Raw genomic sequence first — 23438 nt, 5'->3', positions numbered from 1 at the left:
AGCATATCTTGCATAAAAACCAGCCCGGCAATATATCCAATCAGCGCTCAAAGCAAGGGGACTGACACCCACACATCCGCCAGAAAAAACCATTTACCTGCGTCAATCTGAGTGTATAAATTAAAAACAGAACATCCCTATTCATATTATTCATCACCACCAGGACATTTATTTATATCAAAAACCGGGGGTTATATTGAACACTGTACGACATTATTAATTACTCTAGCCAATGGCAAATCGTACGTTTCTTCACTGTCAGAATGAATAGATTAACCCAGCGGAAATCATTGAGTTATATCGGCGTTCAACAATAGGGCTGTCTGAAGCTTTTTGGCTTAACCGTGTATAATTATAACTTGTCATCGTTGACCAGTTATCGTTTATTTTATGTGCCCAGACCAGACTTGCATCATAACCAAAGATACCACCGGAGGTATTATATTGTCGGAATCCAGAATGTGCGCTTTGTTTTTTATTAACACCATACCAGGTATTAATATAACGAGAATCACCAAATAATATTCCCGCATCAAGAGATACCCAGTCAGTGGTGTTTGCAAAAAGCATGACACTGGTAGAGGTACGATAGTGGAGCCCCTGGCTATCACTGATCGGGGCATTCGCCTCAGCCTCAAATGCCAGCCAGTCTGTTGCGGCCCACCCCAGGGCCATGCGGCTACTTACTGTGGAGTCAATTTTACCCATTCCCCGTAACCTGTCTGAACCACTTTCTATTCGGGTATTTTTGTCTGTTCGTCCGGGTGCATAGTTCAGACTGCTCTCCATATACCACCCATTTTCACTCTCCAGGCGAAATCCAACGCCGTCAGTGCTGTCAACAAATAAATGACCATACTGGAGCCTTAATTCTGGCGCGACCATCCAATGTTGTTCATTAGAACCGCTGTATTTTGGCGCATTGATGACTGATAGCCCTACAGAAAAATCACTGTGGTACTCTTCTGCAATCGCCGTACTATTATGCAGGAAGCATGAAAACGCTACCATTGTAGTAATAACTCGCATTGACCTTACCTTTTTTAATGAAAAATGACTGAGTGTAGTTTTATATTTCGCTAATAAAATAATATTAAATACAACCTTAAAATTATATATTTCAGCAGTTACCTTGTCTTTTTTGTTCTTTTCGCCATTTTGCTGGTGATATCTCATACATTCGACTGAACATCCGGGTAAATTCTTGTTGGGTATCAAAACCGTAACAAAGAGCAATATTAATAATACTCACATCCGTATTAACCAAGTCAGCTGATGCGCGTGACAGTCTTCGCTCTCTGATATAACACCCGAGTGTTTTTTTCATATTGCTGGAAAATATACGTTGTAAATGCCATCTTGAATAACCTGACCGTTCAGCAACGATTTTCATCGTCAGTTTTTTATCCAGGTTATTTTCTATCCATTCGATAACGTCTGAAAGAATTTCTTTTTGTAAGTTCAAAATAAATAACCTCCATAAGAAATATGCATTTTTTAGCGCAGAGCAACATCGTTGCCCTGCGCATTTTTATTACTGTTTTTTCATCATGACATTACGAAATCGGTCCACTGCCGTAATGATGAAAATGAAAAATGCAGGCACAAATATCAGTGCCAGAATGGTTCCCGTGATCATCCCACCAAATACCCCCGTCCCGATGGCATGCTGTGTCGTTGAGCTGGCACCAGTAGCAACCATTAATGGCACGACACCCAGAGTAAAGGCGAGCGAGGTCATCAGAATGGGTCTTAGTCGCATTCTGGCGGCCCGAATAGTGGAGCGAACAAGGTTCCCTTCCTCTTCATAAATTTGCCGGGCAAATTCAATAATCAAAATGGCATTTTTTGCAGAGAGGCCGATGATGGTGATCATCCCCACTTTAAAAAATACATCATTCGTCATATCACGCATCAGGACAGCGGCGACCGTGCCCAATAAGCCAAGGGGGACAACCAACATCACAGAGACAGGAATTGACCAGCTTTCATAAAGCGCTGCCAGTACCAGGAAAACCACCAGCATAGAAAGCATCATCAGCATCGGAGCCTGAGAGGCAGATTCCTGCTCCTGAAGCGACTGTCCCGTCCATTCAATGGCAAACCCTGCAGGTAACGCTTCGGCTAATTTCTCCATCTCAGCCATAGCTTCACCAGAAGAATAACCGGGAGCGGCAGATCCACCGATACGAAATGCCGGATACCCTTGGTAACGGATCAGTTGCAGAGGCGAGTTTTTCCAGTCTCCTTTGACAAATTCACTAAGAGGAACCATGCCGCCAGTTTTATTCCTGACATACAGTGAAAGCACACTTTGTAACTGCATACGATAGGGAGCATCCGCCTGGACAATCACCTGTTGCATGCGACCATGATTAGGGAAATCGTTCACATATGAAGATCCCATAGCACCGGATAATGTCTGGCTGATATCCACAAATGAAACGCCCATGGCTTCCGCTTTGTCACGATCAATAGTCAGGTTAATGCTCGCCCCATCAGGTAAGCCATCAGGATAGACATCCTGTACTATTTTACTTTTAGCCGCCGCGGCCAGCAGCATATCGAGGGCCGCCTTCTGAGCCGTGTAATCATGACCACTACGATCCTCCAGACGTAACGTGAAACCAGATGAATTACCCAACTCAGCGATAGGAGGTGGAATAAGGCTCATCACCGTCGCATCAGGGACGGATGCCATCATTTTCTGGGCATGGGCAGCCTCGCCCTGCGCCGTTGCACCATTACGATTATTCCAGTCTTTTAACAAGGTAAATGCCAACGCAGAATTGGATCCCGAACCAGAAAAACTGAACCCCAGAATAGAAAGGTTACGATCGATACCCGGGCGTTCATCAACAATAGATTCATATTGCTCAATGACGTTTTTGGTCCGATCCATGGTGGCATCTGCAGGTAACTGGATTGAGGTAATGAAATACCCCTGATCTTCTTCAGGTAAGAATGACGATGGAAGATTTTTAAAACCGATAAACAGAACGCCACAAAGCACAACATACAGCAGCATCATACGACCGGTTTTCGTCAGCATCCGCTGCAGACGCGATTCATAACGCATTGATGCCTTATCCAGGCTGCGATTAAACCAACTAAAAAAACGGCCTGTGTGATGAGCGTCTTTATTAACAGGCTTCAGCAAGGTTGCACAGAGTGCGGGAGTCAGGGTCAGAGCAAGTAATGCTGAGAACAGGATAGACACCGCCATGGAAAGCGTAAACTGTCGATAAATAATACCCACTGACCCACTTGCCATCCCCATAGGGATAAAGACTGCGGTTAATACCAGGGTGATGCCGACAATCGCCCCACTGATTTCACGCATTGCTTTTTCGGTTGCCTGGCGAGGAGAAAGCCCCTCTTCTTTCATCAACCGTTCCACATTTTCAACCACCACGATGGCATCATCAACAATGATACCAATGGCCAGGACCATCCCAAACATCGTCAGCACATTGATCGAAAAGCCGCACAATAGCATGACGGTAAAGGTACCAAGCAGCGCGATAGGGGCCACAATTGCAGGGATAAATGTATAGCGGATATTTTGTAAAAACAGAAACATGACCAGAAAAACTAACACCATCGCTTCAACAAAAGTATGGATTACTTTTTCGATTGAAATTTTTACAAAAGGTGAGGTATCAAAAGGTATGGAATAGTGCATCCCTTCAGGCATCGATTTAGCCATTTCTGCCAGCCGCGCCTGAACGGCTTCAGAGGTTTTCACCGCATTCGCCCCTGGTGCCAACTGGATCGCCGCCGCTGTGGATACCCGGCCATTTTCACGCGTAGTAAACGAGTAAGTTTGCAACCCCAATTCAACCCGGGCGACATTCCCCAGCGTCACTTTTGAACCGTCAACATTCGCTTTCAGCACGATACGGCTAAATTCTTCAGGTGAACTCAGCTGTCCAGTGATAGTCAATGGATAGGCCGAACGCACGCCTTTCGTGGTAGGTGTCTCACCAATACGCCCCGGCGCAATTTGTGCATTTTGCTGGCTGATCGCCTCAGTAACGTCATTTATCGTCAGGTTATAGGCAATCAGTTTGCTCGGATCAACCCATACACGCATAGCCTTTTCGGCACCAAAAGACTGTACTTTCCCCACGCCTTCTACACGACGAAGTTCCTCTGTCATATTACGGGCAAAGTAATCGCTCAAATCTGCTTCAGTAAATGCTGAGTTCGCGGCATTTAAGCCGACAATCATTAAGAAATTCGAGGAAGCAGCTTCCACAGTAATACCATTCTGGCGTACCACTTGCGGAAGACGGGGCTCAACAATTTTAATCTGGTTCTGTACATCGACCTGGGCCAGTTTAACGTTCGTACCAGGCTTAAACGTCACCGTAATGGTAGCCGTCCCTGAGGTATCGCTGGACGATTCAAAATAGAGCAGGTCATCAACTCCGGACAGTTCCCGCTCAATCAGTGATACAACAGATTCATTCATCGTTTGCGGCGTGGCGCCCGGATAACTTACCGTTATAGAAACACTGGGAGGGGCAACTGACGGATATTGTGCAATGGGTAACTGGGGGATCGAAATAAGCCCCGATAGCACAATAAACAGTGCGATAACCCAAGCAAAAATGGGGCGTTTAATAAAAAAATGCGGCATATTCTGTATCCTGTTAAGTCAATCAGTGATGGATAATCAGGCTTTTGTTTTCAATGAATTGGCCCGTACTTCCATGCCTTCATGTAATTTATCCTGACCTTCAATGACCAACTTTTGCCCCTCTTGCAGGCCATTCTCTACCACCTGGCCAAGTGTCGTTTGTGCACCCAGCTGTATTTGTTTGCGTTCGGCTTTATTCTGCTCGTCGATAACCCAGACAAAACTCCGGTCTTCCTCACGCTGGATTGCCTGTTCTGGAATGACTATCTGGTTATCATCAAGCTGATGGACTATCTTCAGTCGGCTATACATACCTGGCATCAATTCACGCTGGGGGTTTTCGGCTTCAGCTCGCAGCACAACATCACCAGTCGCATCATTCACACTGGTTCCAGAAAAAAGCAGCTTGATATTGACATCGAATGGCCGGCCATTTTCATCCAACAGGACAAAGTGAGTCGTTGAATGGTCACCACGTAGGGAAGATGGTGTCACAACATTTCTTAATTCAGCGGCAGGCAGACGTGCATCAACGTAAACACGGCCAGTCTGTTGCACCGTGGCCATTGCTTGTGAGTCAGCGGCACTCACCAGAGCCCCTTCGGTGATAAATTGCTGATCAATGCGCCCACTAATTGGCGCACGGATGGTGGAGTAGGCAAGATCCAGTTTTTTACGGGTCAGTGACGCTTTGGCCTCAGCGATGCTTGCCGCGGCTTGCGCTGCATTCGCCTGAGCATCGTCATAATCCTGCTGACTGATAGCACCATTCTTTTCGAGCTTTTTAAGTCGTTGAGCCCGTAAATTTAACTGGCGATAAGCTGCTTCAGAACGCGCTAATACGGCTTCTGCCATCTCCACATCAGCTTTGAAAGGTGCGGGATCAATCTGGAACAAAGGCTGCCCGGCGACCACCTCTGAGCCTTGAGAAAATAAACGGGCAGTGACAATCCCCCCAACTTGGGGACGAATTTGCGCAGTCTGTAATGCATTGATTCGGGCAGGCCAAGTGCTTTCAATAGTGACAGCTTGAGGTAAGAGGGTCTCCACAGAAACAAGAGGGAGTGACACAGGCTGACTGGCTGCTGCCTCCTCATTTTGCCGACACCCATTGATCATCATCACGCCTATAATCATTACCAGGGTCACCCCAATTTTATTTCTCACAGCACATCCTCACCAGGAAAATCAAACACGAAAAGTAATACAAAGGTGTTGAGGATCCGTGGAGCAAATGTGGAGAATAGATGGAGATGAAAAATAAAAAATAATCGTTAATTTTCGCTTTCAGATGCCATAAGGTATGGGAAATGAACAACTCACAATTAATTCTTGTTGTCGAAGATGACACCGAAATTGGTGACATCGTTACCGCATATTTACAGCGTGATGGATTTCGTACGCTATATGCAGATCGTGGCGAGTTAGCACTTGAACTTCACGCGCAGGAGTCCCCTGCGTTGGTTATTCTGGATATTCGTATGCCGGGAATGGATGGCTGGCAAGTTCTGGCAGAACTCCGGCGGCGGGGCAATACCCCCGTGCTGATGTTAACGGCAAATGATGATATCACTGACCGGCTCTCAGCCCTGCGCATTGGTGCTGATGACTACGTGATAAAACCCTTTATGCCCGCTGAGGTTGTCGCACGTACTCATGCTATTTTGCGCCGCACCAGCGGGCAGCAAGATAATACCGTCAGCCCTGTACTCGAGAGCAAGCGGCTACGGTTATACAGCGACGAATTTCGAGTAACCAGTCAGCAAACAGGGGAACCAATAGCAACCCCACTGACCACAACAGAATTTCGTTTACTGGCTCATTTAATGCGCTACCCACGTAAGGTATTCAGTCGTCAGGAATTACTGGAATACTGTCTGCTTGAAGGTGAAGCCCTGGAGCGTACCGTGGACAGCCATATTAGTAAATTACGTCGAAAACTCGAAGACTCGGATATCACAGGGATACCGATAAGCGTCCGGGGAATCGGTTATAAACTGGGGGATTAATTGTCTAAAGCAGGAATAAGTCGTCACCTTACATGGTTACTGGTACAGGTTACCGTCACATCCATACTCCTTTCATTTCTGACCTATTATGTCTGGTATGGCGTTACCCTGCTTATTGCTCCGGTGAACGAACCCGCTTATGAGCTCACGCTACGGGATTGGATATTATTTGCTATCTCCTCCATTCTTTCTCTGACGATTGCCGTTCTTGCTGCCATCCGGTTTGCCCGCAAGCTTTTACTCCCCCTGGATTCACTAGCTAAAAGTGCGCGAAAAATTGCGGAAGGTGAATTAAACGCACGCGCCATTAACGGTGACCCGCGCCTGCGGGAAATTTCGTTACTGGTTGCAGACTTTAATAAAATGGCCAGCAAACTGGAAAAAGCCTCCGGTGAAATTACGCTCTGGAATGCAGCTATTGCACATGAATTACGTACCCCGGTCACTATTCTCCAGGGGCGATTACAAGGCCTGGCAGATGGAATTTTCCGCCCGGAGCAAGCATTGTTTGAAAATCTAGTCAAGCAGACTGAAGGCCTGGCCCGCTTGATTGAAGATCTACGAACACTGAGTTTGACTGAAAATGGTCATATGCCTTTACATTTTCAGAGCATAAGGCTGGACAAAGAAATTCAGGCTGTCGCCGACCTTATGAAAGTGTCCCTGGCAGAGCATCAACTTTCTCTGGTGCTAAAACTTGATGATGTCTCACTCCAGGGCGATGCTACCCGCATAAGACAAGCCCTGTTAGCCCTGTTCAATAATGCACAACGCTATGCTGTACCCGGTGTGGTGTTGATTTCCTGCTATCGGGAAGATGATGGTGTGGTTATTTGTATTGAGGATGAAGGCCCGGGGATCCCGGAAGACATTATCCAAACGTTATTTGAGCCCTTTACTCGGGGTGAGCAATCTCGTTCCCGAACCAGTGGTGGCAGTGGCCTGGGGCTGGCAGTCGTTAATGCGATTGTCATCGCACATCAGGGGAAAATCACCTGTGATCCCGGTATTATGGGGGGGGCGCGCTTTATGCTGACCTTCCCTCATAAACAACAAATCCGGACAAACGGCTCCTGACAATAAACAGATGGCCGGATTTTCCCGTATCGCACTGAGCATCACACCGATTATTTAGAGGGATGCTCTTTGTATCTTTATGGCCAGGGAAAATAACCATATGAAATTAATATTATTTAAATATTAATTTAATGCATAACAACGGGATGTGGAAATATTCTGATCCCCCCCATCACCCGCCCCGATCAGCAAACACATAATATACTGATCGCCTTTTTTTAAGGTAACCACTGGCCCATGCTTACCATGTTGAGCGCTAATCACCGCCCCACCCTCATTTAGCAACTGATCCAACGGTTTTTCCACTGGTTTCAATGTAGTGGGCAGTTCCAGCGTATTACCCGGTACTTTTGCACTATCCTCAGGAGGCCAGTCAGCCATGGCACTACCACTGACAGTTAATAACGAGAATAAGATGGAAAGTGTGACAGCTTTCATAATGACCTCTTTTAGTTCAACCTGTTATCATAAAGAATATCAATACCTGGACGAATACTTAATACATTGTTATTTCTATTCAAGATAAAAATGTAAAAGTTGCACCCTATACGAAGAGATAAACAGGAAAAATATTAATAACTGATTATGAGTTTACCGTGTTGAAGATTTTCATTTCAGACTGAAGCATTTTTAGTAATTTTCCCGCCCCCATACTCAATTGTCGCCCAAGCCGAGTGACCACATGCGTGCGAGTCGAGGAAAATGCGTCATTGTGAAGCGGTAAAAAACAGAGCCCATCTTTAAAGTCTGATGCCATAAAAGCAGGCAAAAGTGTCACACCGCCATTACATGCATAAGATTTAAGGAGTGATAAATTATTACAAATTAGAGAAGGAGTGAGGATAATACCGAGATCGTCTTCTGCCTGAGCAACAATCTGCCTTATTCCATGAGAGACTTCCGTTAAAGCCAGACGGTAGTCTTTGAGTTGATTCACTTCAATTTCACCTCCTGATGAACGCAGAGGATGTTGATGATTCACCACAGCGCAGAGTGGGTGGGGCACACTAATATGACTTCTTATTTTTGGATCTCTGGCCGGGTTAAATACCACTCCAATATGGGCTTCATCTTCGGTGATCTGCCGTAGCACGTCATTACTCCCACAGATTGAAACGGCCAGCTCAACTGACGGGTATTTTTCAGCGAAATGGCTTAACACCGGAGACACATCCTCAATATACCCTTCCCCAATAGCCAATGAAATTGAACCACTCTGTAAACCATGGAGTGCCTGTATCGATTCCATTAGCAACTCCTGTTGCGCCATATGGACCCGATAATAAGCGATGACCTGCTCACCGGCTTCAGTTTGCCTAATCCCACGACGGTGCCTTTCGATCAGTGGGGATGCCAGTTCAGCCTCAAGCTGGCTGATATGTCTGCTAACGGCAGAAGGAGCAACATTCAGAAAATCGGCAGCAGCTCTGACACTGCCCCGCTGAACTGCTTCAAAAAAAAAGCGGATGCGATGATCTTGAATCGAGCCCATAAAAACGTTCTCCAGTGTTGACTTAGTCGCAACAAAACACGAAGCAATGATTATTGAATAGAACTCTCACAGCTGTCTATACTCATATTAAATATTACCCAGCGGTGAATGGCATGAATTATTCAGACAACAATGCCCAACAAAAAAACATATCACTTAAATATATGGTGATTTTCAAATGGGAAAAAACATTAAATCCCTGACATTTCATAACAGCATCACCCATTTAATTTTGTTCAGCAAAAATACCGGCCAGATGATTCTGTAATATATAAAACTTTACATCCTAAGCATTGAACCAGTAAAACTGGAACTTTACCCTACAAATGACACATCAATAGCATAAGAAATATTTATATTAGGTAACAAGGTGTAGTGACATGCATAAATCAGGATCGGCACTGAAGCAGTGCTATTCAAAAAAGAGAAACTAAAAAGTGCCTCACAATATAACACCGCACATTAAGTTTTCCGGGTTGATATAAATTCATAACTTAATCCGCGGCGGCTCACTACTGTGAAAAAACTTATCAATTAATACATTTAGTAACCTTTTTATTTATTAACCGATGCTGTCGGTTAAAGAAACAGGGTCTGTTACTTATTTTAAGACTTACAGAAAAATAACTCTGAAATTTATCAATCGTATAATGGGAGTAAACATGATGAGAATTGGTGTGCTTGGACTGGGTAATATGGGTGCCGGAATGGCAGCCACACTGGTTTCAAAAGGATTTTCCGTCTCAGGTTTTGATTTGTCTTCCACCGCACTGGCGAAAGCTGCCCAGCAGAGCGTTAAAATCGCCACGTCTGCCGCCGAGCTCACAAGCAGTGTTGATTTACTGATTTTGTCATTGCCTAAAGCAGAGCATGTCCGCGCCGCCTGCCTCGACGATGGCGGAATTTTTTCTTCTGGCAACCGTGGACTGATCGTGGTGGACACCACAACATCAACCCCGGAAATGAGCCGTGAAATGGCTGGAATACTGGCAGAAAAAGGAATCGACTTTATGGATGCCCCTGTTTCTGGCGGGCCAGCAGGAGCCGCATCAGGCACCATGACGATGGTTATTGGTGCAAAAGATGATGTTCTGACAAAAGCGCTTCCAGTACTCGAGGCGATGAGTGGGACCAGAGTACATGTTGGTGACGTGGGTGCCGGTAATGTGGTCAAGATAGCAAATAATCTTCTTTCAGCCGCTCACCTGATAACCACCGCAGAGGCCATCAGCCTTGCGGCACAAGCCGGTGTAGAACCCGATAAATGCCTTGCAGGTATTAACGCCGGCTCAGGCCGTAGCGCAGTAAGCCAAGTCTCCTTCCCACGCTGGATCACCAGTAAATCCTATGATTCAGGTTTCACCATGGGCTTGATGCGTAAAGATACGGGCCTGGCCCTGGCCCTGGCGGACCAGCTGGGGATGGCACTTCCTCTTTCACGTGAAGTCATTCGTCTCTGGGGGGATAGCCGTTCAACCCTCGCTGATAGTGAAGATTTTAACTGCATCGTATTGCGTACTGATAGCGCACTTTTTGGTAAGGAGAAATAAGCATGAGTAAAACCAAAATAGACGGGATCCTTAGCCAATTTTTCGGCCCTGATTTTCAAATTGGTAGCTATGTTAAAGGTGAGATCATTAAGGGGCATGGTGAGATCATTGAAATGCGTCGGGCACATGATGATACCCTGTTGTTTTCATATCCTGATGCCGATGAAAGCCTGGTGAAAATTGCCAGTGATGCGGCAACCCAGGCGGGAAAACAATGGTGGGCAATGGCGGCAAAAGATCGTGGCCGCATTATGTATCAGATAGGTGCCGCCATCCGTCAGGAAATAGATAACCTTGCTTTTATTGAATGTGCAACAGCTAATAAACCTTATAACGATGCCCGTGGTGATGTCACTCGGGTTGCGGAGATGTTTGAATACTACGCTGGCTGGGCTGACAAACTACATGGTGAGGTGATCCCAGTACCCACCTCGCACCTTAACTATGTTTGTTATGAGCCACTGGGTAATGTCATGCAAATTACCCCATGGAATGCCCCACTTAACACCTGTGGCTGGCAAATCGCCCCTGCCATTGCTGCCGGCAACGCCGTCATTCTGAAACCATCAGAACTTACCCCACTCAGCTCAATGATTATTGGGTTACTCATTGAACGGGCTGGTGCACCTAAAGGCCTGGTGAGTGTCATTGTCGGTTATGGTCATACTATCGGGCAGGCAATGATTGCAGGTGCCGATATTAGAAAAGTTTGCTTCGTAGGTTCCCCCATGACAGGACGCCATATTGCCATCGCCGCAGCTCAACGGTGTATTCCAGCGATCCTCGAACTGGGAGGTAAATCTGCCAATATTGTCTTTGATGATGCAAATATTGAACAAGCCTTGCGCGGTGCAATGGCTGCTATTTTTGGTGGTACAGGGCAAAGTTGCGTCTCGGGTTCTCGTCTGTTAATTCAGGAGACTATTTATGACCGCTTCGTGGCTGATCTTGCACTAGCATCCGCGAAAATTCGTGTCGGCGATCCGGAAGAACAAGGAACCGAAATAGGTCCGGTCAATAACCCGAAACAATATCGTCACGTTTGTACCATGCTCGAAAAGGCGCAAGCAGAAGGTGCTGTAGTCGTTGCGGGTCGTGAACCTATTCCTGAAGGCGCTGGTTATTATGTTAATCCGACGATTCTGAATGGAAACAATGAGATGTACTGTGCCAGAGAAGAGATTTTTGGTCCCGTCGTTGTTGCGATACCATTTCGTGATGAAGCAGATGCTATACGTATTGCTAACGATAGCCGTTTCGGACTGGCAGGGGCCGTCTGGACAAATAATGTTGCACGTGCGCATCGTGTCGCATCAAAGGTCAATGCAGGGACATTCTGGATAAACGGTTATAAGTCTATTCATGTCAGTTCGCCTTTTGGTGGATACGGAGACAGCGGCTATGGTCGTTCTTCTGGCATAGAAGCGCTTCGTGAGTATAGTGAAGTAAAAAGTGTATGGGTTGAGACAGCAGAGAACCCAGTATTCAGCTTCAACTACGGAGCAGGAGAGGAATAAATTATGGTGGTTTCATCTTCACTGATTGCCGAGGCGGTTGCATGGCGTCGGGAGTTTCACGCCAATCCTGAATTAGGTTATCAGGAACATAAGACCTCTCAGAGAGTGGCTGATTTACTTGAATCTTTCGGGTTACGGGTTCATCGAGGGTTAGGGGGAACAGGCGTTGTTGCAACGCTTGAGAATGGGCAAGGGCCGGTGATAGGCCTGCGGGCAGATATGGATGCCCTGCCGATAACCGAGCTGGGTAATCAGGAGTACCGCTCCTCAATCCCTGGCGTGATGCACGCCTGTGGGCATGATGGCCATACCGCAATACTGCTGGCGACGGCAAAATATCTGTCAGAGACCCAGAATTTTAGCGGCACCGTTCATTTCATCTTCCAACCAGCGGAAGAGAACCTTGGTGGCGCAAAAAAAATGGTTGAAGATGGTCTGTTTGATTTGTTCCCTATGGATGGAATTTATGCATTGCACAACTGGCCGGGGCTTCCTTTAGGGCATGTGGGAATTAACAGCAGCACCATGATGGCCTCACTGGATTCTTTTGAAATTGTCCTTACAGGTAAAAGCTGTCATGCGGCGATGCCAGAGAATGGGGCAGACCCGATAGTCGCCGCGTCCCAATTGATCATGGCATTACAGACGATCCCTTCCCGCAGACTTTCCCCTCAGGAATCTGCCGTGGTAAGCATTACACAGATTGCCGGTGGTGAAGCCATTAATGTGCTGCCTGAAAAAGTCACATTACGCGGCACGTTCAGATGCCTGAATTCAAGCGTCCGTGAGCGCGTAAAAACTATGATTAACACTTACGTCGTGGGTATCCCACAAGTATCAGATGTTAAAGGCGAAATTTCATATTACCCGGGGTATCCGGTTACCGCTAACCACAAGCGTGAGGCCCAGAATGTTCGTGAAGTGGCCGTGGCAACATTAGGAGAGTCTCGGGTTAACTGGCAGCTGAAACCCTCCATGGCATCAGAGGACTTTGCCTGCATGCTGGAAGCCTGTCCTGGTGCATATTTCTGGATTGGGGCCGACGGGGATGTTCCCTCCAAGCCGCTGCATAACGCTTACTATGACTTCAATGATGACCTGCTTTCCAACGGCATTGAATTATGGGTGTCACTGGTTGAAAGGCTCCTCTTAAAGAGCTGAATTCAATCCCTCCTGGAAAGATCAAACACGCCACTGAACCTGTTTGATCTTTCCAGCCAGGACATTGGCTCTTCACGTTCACATACCAATAAAAATGGAAGGTTATGGCCTCTCGCCAGCACGCGACCACAGGGCATGGCACTTGGGTTAATCGAGCTTTCCGTAATAAAACAAATACGAAGCGGTATGTTTGCCACAATATTCCATTCATTCTATCGCCCCACCACTGGCATTATCCAGATTAAGTATACCGGTGTATAAAGCCAAGACATTAGAAAATAGTATCACAAAAGAACCCGTCACCGCTTTCCATAAATAAATCCATTAATTACTGAATCAGATCAAAATCCTATTTTTGGTTGATAATTAAATTATTAATATAACATATGACAATTTTTTTATTTTATCTGAAAATGTTAACACCCACTATCAAAACCAGTAACTTCCAGCATTTCAACAATACCGTTCATATCAAATCATGATGAAGATAAAAATAATTCAAAAAGCCATTCAGCCATAAGGAAAATATATACACATCATGTTGTTACAAACGCAACAAAAATGCAAAAATAATGCATTGTTGAGCAACATGAATAATAAACATACTGCAACCTCCCTGGCATTTTATTCGTGCGTAAAATGATAATGAGGTTCTGACAATGCAAACACAGGTATTTGATCTTGGCCGGCGACCGCCATTTTTAGACGTGCTACCAGTATATATGTGGGCTTTTATCGTTGTTATCGTTGCTGAAGGTATTGGTTCTATATCAATCCCTTTAGGATCAGCTAAAGTTGTTTTATTACCTATGATTTGGGCTCTTATTGTTGGGGCGGTGATCGGATGTCTGAGTTATCGATCGACGTCATTTCTATCGCTTACAAAAAGCCGTCAAATTCGTGCCTCTCATATTCTTCAGCCTGCACTTCTTATTTTTATTGCAAAACTGGGGTTAGTCGTTGGTTCATCACTGCCAACAGTAATTCAGGCCGGGTGGGCACTTGTCTTTCAGGAATTGGGGCATTTTGTTGGTACAGTACTGCTCGGTATGCCTGTGGCTTTACTGTTAGGTATCAAGCGTGAAGCCATTGGTGCCACCTTCTCTGTAGGCAGGGAACCTAGCCTCGCGATTATTGGTGAAAAATATGGCATGAATTCACCGGAGGGCCGGGGAGTTCTTGCAGAATATCTCACGGGCACATTGTTTGGTGCATTATTTATCGCCATTGTCGCTGGAGTGATTGCCAGTTTAAATATCTTTGACCCACGCTCACTGGCAATGGCCTCCGGTGTCGGTTCTGGCAGCATGATGGCAGCAGCAGCTGGAGCCATTGCAGCCCAAGTCGATGCCAAAACGGGCGAAACAGTGATGGCTCTTGCTGCCGCCTCAAACCTGATTACAACGACATTTGGGACATACTTTACGTTGTTTATTTCGCTTCCATTAGCCGTATGGGCATATCGGGTATTTGAACCAGTTTTAGGGCGTCGATTTAAATTTAATAACAGTACAAATGAAAAAGAAAATCTGGATAATAAAACCGTCCTGGATGCTTACGAGGAGTCGGCAGAACACAATTCAGGGCTGACCTGGCATGAGAAAATTTTGGCATGGTCAGTTACTTCAGTATTCGCAATGCTGGCCAACTGGATGGCATTCGGGAAATTCTCTGAGAGCGTCGTGATAGGGTGTGTGCTTTTAATGGTGCTTTCCTTACTGGGGGACATGGTCAATACCCTGACCAGAAAAAAGATCCCTGCCGTTTGCTGGGTTTCAATTTTAGCAATGTATGCTTCTTCCCCTTGGTGTCCCTGGGCCACACAGATTACAACGTATGCCGCATCGGTCAATATTCTTGCGGTGATCACACCAATGCTAACCTATGCCGGACTCTCTATTGCGAAAGATTTACCCGCTTTTCGCCGCCTGGGATGGCGAATTGTTGTCGTCTCATTCGTCGCTAACTTTGGTACCTTCATCGGCGCTGCTTTTATTGCCGAAATCTTTCATTAATGTGAAAAAATTTTCTCAGCCAGCAGGTCATAATGATGTTTTGCTGGCTTAATTCACCATCAAGATAAGTGCGTTTCTTCCCCTGAAGACAAAGATAACACGCCAGGTTTCCCCTTCTGTATTTCCATACGTCAGCATAAGTTGTTACCTTTAAAAAGTGACACCGAAAGGGGCAGGGAAAACACCCCATTGTAATTTCATGGCACTTAATTCTTCAGACAATACCGATTAAACTGAGCATCAATAATTCTAACGTCCAGACAATATAAAATAACGGGAAGACCCATGAGTATGATTATCCGTCAGGCCACTCCAAACGATGCACAAGCCATTTATGACATGATCTATGAACTGGCGGTTTATGAAAAAGCACCGGAAGAAGTCGTGACAACACCGAATGAGATCCGCGAGTCACTGTTTGCTGCCGATAGTAAAACTGAAGCACTTATTTGTGAAATAGCAGGAAAAATAGCAGGTTATGCAGTCTTTTTTACCAGTTACTCAACCTGGCTAGGACGTAACGGCATTTACATGGAAGACCTCTACGTATCCCCTGAATTCCGCGGCCATGGCGCAGGCAAAGCCCTACTAAAAACTATCGCGAAGTATGCCGTTGAAAGGAGATGTGGCCGTCTGGAATGGAGCGTACTGGACTGGAATCAACCCGCGATTGATTTTTACCTGAGTATCGGCGCCGCAGCACAAAGCGAATGGGTTCGTTACCGTCTGTCGGGTGATGCGCTGATCAATTTTTCAAAATAGCACACTGCTAAAAATCAGTCAGGGATCAGATCATAGCCACAATAAGCCTGGTGGTCCTCAATGGGCCGGAGATTGCTGGCCCATTGAGATAACTCAACAACATTGGAAGCTTAAATTTTTCGACGGTCACTCTCCGGAGAAAGATATGCTTCCTGCGGGTTTAGCATTACTTCATGCTGTCAGCAATGACATTCACGTTATGCTTGAATGCCTGCACATAAGTGGCCGCGGGACCGTCTTTACCGGAAAGTGATTCCGGGTAGAGTTCCCCTCCTGCCTTGGCTCCTGTTGCCTGAGCGATCTGTTTCACTAAGCGTGGGTCTAGCTGATTTTCCATAAACCAGGTGTGAACATGCTGCGCTTTAATTTGCTCAATCAGCGCAGCCACATCAGCGGCACTGGCTTCACTCTCGGAAGAAAGTCCTTGTGGCGCTAAAAAGTGAACATGATACTGATTGCTAAAGTAACCAAAAGCATCATGGCTTGAGAGTACAGTACGCTTTTCAGTAGGAATGTCGCTAAAACGTTTTTTCGCCCAGCCATCCAGTTGATTTAACTGAGCAATATAGCGTTCTCCAGACTCTGTGAGTGCAGTTTTATCTTGCGGATCGCTTTTAATCAGGCCATCCATGATATTTTTCGCATACACGGCACCATTGGCAGCACTATTCCAGGCATGGGGATCGACGACCAGTTTGCCATCTTCATCCATGGAGTGGGTTTTAACACCATCTGACGCGACAATTAACGTCCCCTTAAACCCGGAAGCTTTAATCAGTCTGTCCAGCCATCCTTCCAGTTCCAGTCCATTAACCACAACGACATCGGCTTTGCTTAAAGCAGCACTATCCTGTGGTGAAGGCTCGAAGGTATGAGGATCACCATCAGGCCCAACGAGTGATGTCACCTTGACATGATCTCCCCCTACTTGCTGGGTAATATCGCCAAGAATAGAAAAGCTTGTCATGACGTTCAGCGTTTTAGCCAAAGCACTTTGCGACACTATTCCCGCAGTGATGGCGATAAGTAAAGCAACACGTTTCATTATTTCCCCTTGCTAATCATTGAACGCCGCAGACCAGAAATTAGACTGCTACGTTTGCCACATAAAATCGAAAAAAAGAAAAAACAACTGGCGCATAGCACAATCGCCGGTCCTGCTGGCAGACCCAGAGTCCAGGAAAGTACCAACCCCAGCCAGGAAGAAAATAGCCCACTGACCCCCGCAATCAGTAGCATCCAGGGTAAAGTTTGCACCCAGCAGCGGGCGGCGATCGCTGGCAACATCATCACACCGACGACCATTAGCGTCCCCAGCACCTGAAAACCAGCGACCAGGTTAATCACCAGTAATGACAGAAAAAGACCATGAAACAGTGCCGGCAGATGTCGTTTGTTAACCTCAAGCCAGGCACTATCAAAAGCTTCACTGAGCAGACCTCGATAGAAAATAGCCATGCAGATCAACGTCAGACTAGCCACCCCAGCAACAAACAGCAGAGCATCCTGTGAAACCGCCAGAATAGAACCAAATAACAAGTGCAGAAGATCGACACTGGAGCCACGGAGAGAAATAAGAGTAATACCCAAGGCCAGGGAACCGAGGTAAAACCCCGCAAAACTGGCATCTTCTTTAAGTGGCGTTCGTCGACTCACCCAGCCCGATACCAGAGCCACCGTGATCCCGGCAATAAACCCTCCCACGCCCATTGCCAGCAAGGACATGCCATACAGTAAATATCCCGCAGCAACACCAGGTAAAATCGCATGGGATAGTGCATCCCCCATTAAACTCATGCGCCGTAACAGGAGAAATACCCCCAGAACGGTAGTGCTGACTGACAGTGTCAGACAGGCCACTAAGGCTCTACGCATGAAGCCATATTCTATAAACGGTTGAAATAAAAAGTGATAAATCATCAGATGGCGCCTTTTTGAGTTAATGGACACCATTGGGCAGCATCGCGATTCAATCGCAATGTAGTGGTAAAATAGCGTGCAGTACGGGGGGTATCATGCAATACCGTCAACAAGGTCTGTCCACGCTGACACATCTGCGTCATTAAAGACATCAGCGTGTCACTTGTTCCTTCATCAACCCCAGTGAAAGGCTCATCCAGCATCACCAGCGGGGCCTGTTGTAGCCAGACTCGGGCAAAAAGCATTCGCTGAAATTGCCCTCCGGACAGGGAGTCGATAGGGTTATCTGCCAAATGGAGAATATCGACACGTTCCAGCGCCTCCCCGATACGCTGGCGCTGGCTCGCACGTACAGAGCGGAAGAGTGACAGCTCAGGCCAGAGCCCCATTGCCACCACATCTTTTACCCGCACCGGAAATTGCGATTCCATCGTCTGTCGCTGCGCCAGCCAGCCGATCACCGGGCGTCCCGTCGACCATCTGAACTCACCACCAACGGGCGGAATAAACCCTGCCAACGTTTTTAATAATGTGGATTTGCCGCAACCATTCTCGCCAACAATCGCCAGCATACAACCTTGAGCAATCGTCCCGCTTATTTCTGGCGTTACCGGGCTACCGGCATAACCCACGGTTAATGATGATAATTCAATCATGGTAATGAAATAGCCCATATGACTGACAGCCACAGTGTCGCCAGGATGAAAAAGCTGCCCAGTAAGCGCATTAAGATTGAGGCAGAAAAAAGAGAAGAAGAGATCATAATGCCACCATTGAAATGTTATACCATAACAATACGAGGCAATTTATCAAATGTAAAGAAGTGTCATTAATTGGAATTTAACAGAATGTTTCAGATGACTGATTCAGTGATCACATCAAGAAATGATTTTACAGGGGTATAACAAACCATAAGTACTGTTGATTTATTAGGGCAGGCTCCGATAAAAATGCGGAGCCACTAAAGCGGTCACACCGAGTGAATAGCAAAAAGAATCACTGGCAGAAAAACAAGATAGATAGCAATAGAAGCGGAAAGTGACTCGGTAGCAAAAAGAATATTGACTTTATATTTTTCAGCCAGAATAACCGTGGTATTGGGAATAGGCAAAGAACAGATTAACGTTGTTATCTTGATCATTTCAGTATCAATGGCAAACAGTTTACCCAGTAATAGCACCATGGCCGGGGCAAGAACAAACCTAAAAATAACAACAAAAATCAATCCCTTAGTAAATGTTATTTTTTGGAAACCTGAAAGATAAATGATGGCTCCAACAACCAGCATCGCTAATGCTGATGTCATCCCGGAAAGAGTATTCAGAAATGCATTAATTACCTGAGGAACAGGTATCCCCATCAGTAAAATGCCAACCCCGACAAAAAAAGCGAGTAATGGCATATTAATGATCTCTTTCGCGACAGTACGAAAAAGGCTTTTACTCTCACTTTTTTCTAATGAATCTTTTTCAAGAAGATAAAGACCGAGTGTCCAGTAAATGACGGTCTGAGAAGCATAGGTCATCAAAGCATATGGCAGCCCATGGCTGCCATACACCGCCAGGGTAATCGGAATACCAAAAAAAATGGTACTGCTCATTGAACATAATCCAATGAATAATCCGATATCTTTCTTTTCTATTCTGATAATTTTTGCGGTGATAAAAGATAACACCATTAAGGACAGGATAACCGTCACCGGCAGAATGATATCTGGCACTAATGCAAGAAACTCCCGGCGGCTAAAATCACTGTTAATCGACAAGATGAGTGTAGAGGGCAGAGCAACATTAATAAGCAGTTTTGTAAACAAGCTATTGCTGGATTTATCTAACCATTTTGCCTTTGTCAGCAGGCATCCTAAACCAACCACCAGAAAGAGTACCATTACGTTCAAATAATCATGAAGCATCACTATTCCCGGAAAAATTCATCAATAATCCAGACATAAACAATAGCGGGTATTCACGGAGAAACGAAGAATTTTTGACATTATGTCCAGGGGAAAGCGATGCCAGCCATTACCTCTTTATATAATCATTAAAAACAGTGCAGCCCGGCAGCCGCCTAACCACCCACCACTGCCACAGGCCAGCTTACCAGTACGCATCCGAACATTTAAACATTACCCCTGCTGGCGATGGGATCAAAACGCGACCTTTCTCAGCGTATCTGCTCATGATACACAGCATATTCAACGGCTATTTTTAGCGTTTAGCACACCATAGGTGTAGTGATGCGAATATAATAACAGCAGCCAATAAATAATTATTGGCAGCAAATGGAAATAAAAACATTCTGAAAAGCTAATTATTATCAGAGCAACACATCCATAATATTAACTAGAAGCGTCAGGTGTTATATCATTCCTGGCGCAATATCATATTAATTTAACCTTAAAACCGCAATGAAATAACGATCAGAATCTCACTTCAGTATTTCACCCCCATTATAATTTTTTAGAAAAATCAACCATTATGATAAACCATCATTTCTTTAAATGATAATTGAATAGTAATCATCAGATTTCAACATCGCTTTTAGGGAAAGTGCAGCATGTCAGAATAAACCCTTTAGCAATATTTCTTCTGGAAATACCACCTGCATGTTCAAGTCTGACGCGCCCCTCAATCAAACGCATTTTACAGCGTCCACAGTATCCAGAGGCACACTGATATTCTATTTTCAGCCCATTTCTATAGGCGCATTGCAAAATGGTTTCATGTGGACTAATTTCAAAAAACGCCCCACCAATCTTTAGGTTAAAACATTTTTCACTCATCCATTTGCCCTCGAGTTCCTGTGAATAATCTCATTTTATTTATCTTTCAAGCACGACTGGTTACAATATCGGCGTTACCGATGCAGTAACAACAATCTAATATATTGATATATAGAAAACAAAATCCCACTGACTGATAATTCATACACAGCGTTGACTTATTTTTTCATTGCCATCTAAAAGATCATGACTGAAAAAACGCCACCCTGTTTTTTACATTGATAACGACCCTCCAAATAAGGCATTTTAAAATATGTTAAACCAAGTAATTACAATATTAAATAATATAACATAAAGTCAATAATTAAAATAAATTTATTCTTTAAATAATCAGGACATATGCAGTGTAAAAAACAAAGCAAATAAATTAATAACATTAATAAAAAAAACCAAAAAAAATTTAAAATGCGCTCTTACAGACCTATTTTCTGCAAAAAAAACAATCCATGTATAAAAAAGTCTAATGAATAAACCACTCAGCCAAACAAAAAACTCGTTATGGTATAACGCCAATAGTTCACTTATATTAACCATTCAAAATTCTGATGCCTGCATTATATATCACTGAATTAATACGTGTTATTTTTACATAGCAGGATTATGTTAATCATTGATATCATTTCATTGTAATTCACCGACTAAAAAATGAAATACTATTCTGTCAATAATGCCCTCACCGTAATAAATCTGTCTTATTCCTCTCGTAGTATCCCTCCCCAGTGATTAAGTCCCAAAGAGGATAACAATTTATGCAAGCGACTCTCTCTCCAGTAAATGGAGCTGTGGGTGCCCTGCCCTGTACATCAGTAACGGGTGGGTCATCTATGATTTCCATAAAAAATCTGTCACACGCTTTTTCAAACCAGTATGTACTTAATGGTATCGATCTTGAGGTATCAAAAGGCACGATCCTCGCGTTACTAGGCCCATCAGGCTGCGGCAAAAGCACACTACTTAAGTTGCTCGCCGGCCTATTACAACCTACCGATGGCACGATCCACTTAGCTGACCGGTTAGTTGCCAGTTCGCAGCATCTGACCCCCCCGGAGCTGCGTAATCTTGGAATGGTATTTCAAGATTATGCCCTCTGGCCTCATATGACGGTCTCGCAAAATGTAGCCTTTCCCTTGCGTATGCGTAGAACACCTCGCCATACCATCCAGGAACGTGTTGATGCCGCGTTAGAAAGAGTGGGCTTAAGGGATTTTTCGAAACGAAAACCAGCAGATCTCTCCGGTGGTCAGCAACAACGCGTTGCCCTGGCACGCGCCATTATTGCTGAACCTGAAATCCTGCTATTTGATGAACCCCTTTCCAATCTGGACATCGCATTACGCCATTCACTCTGTGAGGAAATGGCGCAGTTATTAAGAACATTAGGTATTACCGCGGTATATGTCACCCATGACCCAGCGGAGGCGACAACCCTTGCCCATCAGATTGCACATATGCAATCCGGGAAAATTGAAAGTCTGACAACATTATGAAGAGAGATAATCCAATGCAAAATTTAATACCGAGATTGGCTACACCATCATTAAACTGTTTTTCACTGAAAGGTATTGTAATGACTTTAGGTCTTTCCTGTGCTCTCTTCTCCGCGTCTTCTCACGCGCTTACCGTTTATACTGCTGGCCCTGGTGCCATGGCAAAACAGTTGGCTGCCGGTTATGAAAAGCAGACAGGTGTCAAAGTTGATGTCTTCCAGGCAACCACTGGTAAGGTGATGGCACGCCTGGAAGCAGAGCAAGCAAATCCCCGTGCGGATGTTCTGATTTCAGCCTCCTGGGATACCGCCGTTGACCTGCAGAAAAAAGGCTGGCTGCTGGCTTATGAAAGCCCGAATGCCGCACAAGTCCCTGCACGGTTTAAAACACCTTACTATGTTGCCCAGGGGATCTCTGCTTTAGGTATTGTCTGGAACACTAAAAGTGGCACACCTAGGCCCACTGAATGGAGTGACCTGGCCACTCCACCATTCAACAACAAAGTCACCATGCCAGACCCGGCGCTTTCCGGAGCCTCGCTCGATTTAGTATTAGGGCTAGAAAATGCCAGAAAAGCAGCCGCGTGGAAACTTTTTGCTGACTTGAAAGCAAACGGCATGGTCATTTCTGGCCCAAATGCTCAGGCCCTGACCCCAGTACTCCAGGGGGCTAAAGCCGCCGTATTTGGCGCAGTGGATTATGTCGCTTATAGCAGTATTAATAGCGGTGAATCCATTGAGGTTATTTTCCCGAAAAGCGGTACCGCAATTGCCCCGCGACCAATGATGATTTTGAATAGCAGTAAACAACAAGCAGAAGCCAAAGCCTTTATTGACTATGTACTATCACCTGAAGGACAGGCCCTTGTTGCCAATGCCTGGTTAATGCCAGCCAGGGCTGATATTCAAGGTAAACGTCCTGATTTTTCAGCATTATCTATTCTGCCTGAAGCAACAACTGACAGTGCTGAACGTAATGACGTTTTGTCACGTTTTAATGCCATTTTCCGTTAATATTATTA

At 45.3% G+C, this 23438-nt stretch carries 20 protein-coding genes; 9 read left to right on the top strand and 11 right to left on the bottom strand.

Annotation, left to right across the window (positions count from 1 at the left end; genetic code table 11):
• Nucleotides 1-258 precede the first annotated feature (258 nt).
• The 4 genes from JK154_RS12980 to JK154_RS12965 all read right to left on the bottom strand — a co-directional run bounded on the left by JK154_RS12980 (nt 259) and on the right by JK154_RS12965 (nt 5812).
• A complete protein-coding gene (locus JK154_RS12980; protein ID WP_211992966.1) occupies nt 259-1029 on the bottom strand; it encodes a MipA/OmpV family protein in 771 nt (256 codons plus the stop codon).
• Between the two features lie 91 nt (nt 1030-1120).
• The gene (locus JK154_RS12975; RefSeq protein WP_211992965.1) at nt 1121-1465 is read right to left on the bottom strand and encodes a helix-turn-helix domain-containing protein; all 345 of its coding nucleotides are present in this window, start codon (nt 1463-1465) and stop codon (nt 1121-1123) included.
• A gap of 69 nt (nt 1466-1534) precedes the next feature.
• Nucleotides 1535-4645, bottom strand: a complete 3111-nt coding sequence (locus tag JK154_RS12970; RefSeq protein ID WP_211992964.1) for a multidrug efflux RND transporter permease subunit — start codon at nt 4643-4645, stop codon at nt 1535-1537.
• A gap of 36 nt (nt 4646-4681) precedes the next feature.
• A complete protein-coding gene (locus tag JK154_RS12965; RefSeq protein WP_211992963.1) occupies nt 4682-5812 on the bottom strand; it encodes an efflux RND transporter periplasmic adaptor subunit in 1131 nt (376 codons plus the stop codon).
• A gap of 143 nt (nt 5813-5955) precedes the next feature.
• Here JK154_RS12965 and JK154_RS12960 point away from each other — a divergent pair, with 143 nt between their 5' ends.
• Both JK154_RS12960 and JK154_RS12955 read left to right on the top strand, forming a co-directional pair.
• Nucleotides 5956-6654: a response regulator transcription factor gene (locus JK154_RS12960; RefSeq protein WP_211992962.1), complete on the top strand. Its 699-nt coding sequence runs from the start codon at nt 5956-5958 to the stop codon at nt 6652-6654.
• Nucleotides 6655-7731: an ATP-binding protein gene (locus JK154_RS12955; protein WP_211992961.1), complete on the top strand. Its 1077-nt coding sequence runs from the start codon at nt 6655-6657 to the stop codon at nt 7729-7731.
• A gap of 123 nt (nt 7732-7854) precedes the next feature.
• Here JK154_RS12955 and JK154_RS12950 read toward each other — a convergent pair whose 3' ends face one another.
• Nucleotides 7855-8169, bottom strand: a complete 315-nt coding sequence (locus tag JK154_RS12950) for a hypothetical protein (RefSeq protein WP_211992960.1) — start codon at nt 8167-8169, stop codon at nt 7855-7857.
• 145 nt (nt 8170-8314) lie between these two features.
• Nucleotides 8315-9223, bottom strand: a complete 909-nt coding sequence (locus tag JK154_RS12945) for a LysR family transcriptional regulator (protein WP_211992959.1) — start codon at nt 9221-9223, stop codon at nt 8315-8317.
• A gap of 662 nt (nt 9224-9885) precedes the next feature.
• Between JK154_RS12945 and JK154_RS12940 the strand changes: the two genes are divergently transcribed.
• The 5 genes from JK154_RS12940 (at nt 9886) to JK154_RS12920 (ending at nt 16228) form a co-directional block, all read left to right on the top strand.
• On the top strand, nt 9886-10773 hold the full coding sequence (locus JK154_RS12940; RefSeq protein ID WP_211992958.1) for an NAD(P)-dependent oxidoreductase: 888 nt from the start codon (nt 9886-9888) through the stop codon (nt 10771-10773).
• Nucleotides 10774-10775: 2 nt separating this feature from the next.
• Nucleotides 10776-12290 (top strand): aldehyde dehydrogenase family protein, encoded by a 1515-nt coding sequence (locus JK154_RS12935; protein ID WP_211992957.1) that lies wholly within the window; start codon nt 10776-10778, stop codon nt 12288-12290.
• Between the two features lie 3 nt (nt 12291-12293).
• Nucleotides 12294-13451, top strand: a complete 1158-nt coding sequence (locus JK154_RS12930) for a M20 aminoacylase family protein (RefSeq protein WP_211992956.1) — start codon at nt 12294-12296, stop codon at nt 13449-13451.
• Nucleotides 13452-14110: 659 nt separating this feature from the next.
• A complete protein-coding gene (locus JK154_RS12925) occupies nt 14111-15466 on the top strand; it encodes a DUF3100 domain-containing protein (RefSeq protein WP_211992955.1) in 1356 nt (451 codons plus the stop codon).
• 285 nt (nt 15467-15751) lie between these two features.
• The gene (locus JK154_RS12920) at nt 15752-16228 is read left to right on the top strand and encodes a GNAT family N-acetyltransferase (protein ID WP_211992954.1); all 477 of its coding nucleotides are present in this window, start codon (nt 15752-15754) and stop codon (nt 16226-16228) included.
• A gap of 166 nt (nt 16229-16394) precedes the next feature.
• On the opposite strand, the gene JK154_RS12915 is transcribed toward JK154_RS12920, so the two are convergent.
• The 5 genes from JK154_RS12915 to JK154_RS12895 all read right to left on the bottom strand — a co-directional run bounded on the left by JK154_RS12915 (nt 16395) and on the right by JK154_RS12895 (nt 20930).
• Nucleotides 16395-17273, bottom strand: coding sequence for a metal ABC transporter substrate-binding protein (locus tag JK154_RS12915; RefSeq protein WP_211992953.1), 879 nt, complete (start codon nt 17271-17273; stop codon nt 16395-16397).
• The gene (locus JK154_RS12910) at nt 17273-18148 is read right to left on the bottom strand and encodes a metal ABC transporter permease (protein WP_211992952.1); all 876 of its coding nucleotides are present in this window, start codon (nt 18146-18148) and stop codon (nt 17273-17275) included. Before JK154_RS12910 ends, JK154_RS12915 begins: the two co-directional genes overlap by 1 nt.
• A complete protein-coding gene (locus JK154_RS12905; RefSeq protein WP_211993047.1) occupies nt 18148-18804 on the bottom strand; it encodes an ABC transporter ATP-binding protein in 657 nt (218 codons plus the stop codon). Before JK154_RS12905 ends, JK154_RS12910 begins: the two co-directional genes overlap by 1 nt.
• A gap of 314 nt (nt 18805-19118) precedes the next feature.
• Nucleotides 19119-20060, bottom strand: a complete 942-nt coding sequence (locus tag JK154_RS12900) for an AEC family transporter (protein WP_211992951.1) — start codon at nt 20058-20060, stop codon at nt 19119-19121.
• A 609-nt stretch (nt 20061-20669) separates the two neighbouring features.
• The gene (locus JK154_RS12895; RefSeq protein ID WP_211992950.1) at nt 20670-20930 is read right to left on the bottom strand and encodes a 2Fe-2S iron-sulfur cluster-binding protein; all 261 of its coding nucleotides are present in this window, start codon (nt 20928-20930) and stop codon (nt 20670-20672) included.
• An 824-nt stretch (nt 20931-21754) separates the two neighbouring features.
• Here JK154_RS12895 and JK154_RS12890 point away from each other — a divergent pair.
• A complete protein-coding gene (locus tag JK154_RS12890) occupies nt 21755-22417 on the top strand; it encodes an ABC transporter ATP-binding protein (RefSeq protein ID WP_249215909.1) in 663 nt (220 codons plus the stop codon).
• An 80-nt stretch (nt 22418-22497) separates the two neighbouring features.
• Complete coding sequence (locus JK154_RS12885; protein ID WP_249215908.1) at nt 22498-23430, top strand: ABC transporter substrate-binding protein; 933 nt, start codon at nt 22498-22500, stop codon at nt 23428-23430.
• The last annotated feature ends 8 nt before the right edge of the window (nt 23431-23438 follow it).

Origin of the sequence: Citrobacter sp. JGM124 (assembly GCF_018257795.1) — a bacterium.
Classification (GTDB): Bacteria; Pseudomonadota; Gammaproteobacteria; order Enterobacterales; family Enterobacteriaceae; genus JGM124.
This window is presented reverse-complemented; position numbering and strand designations above follow the sequence as displayed.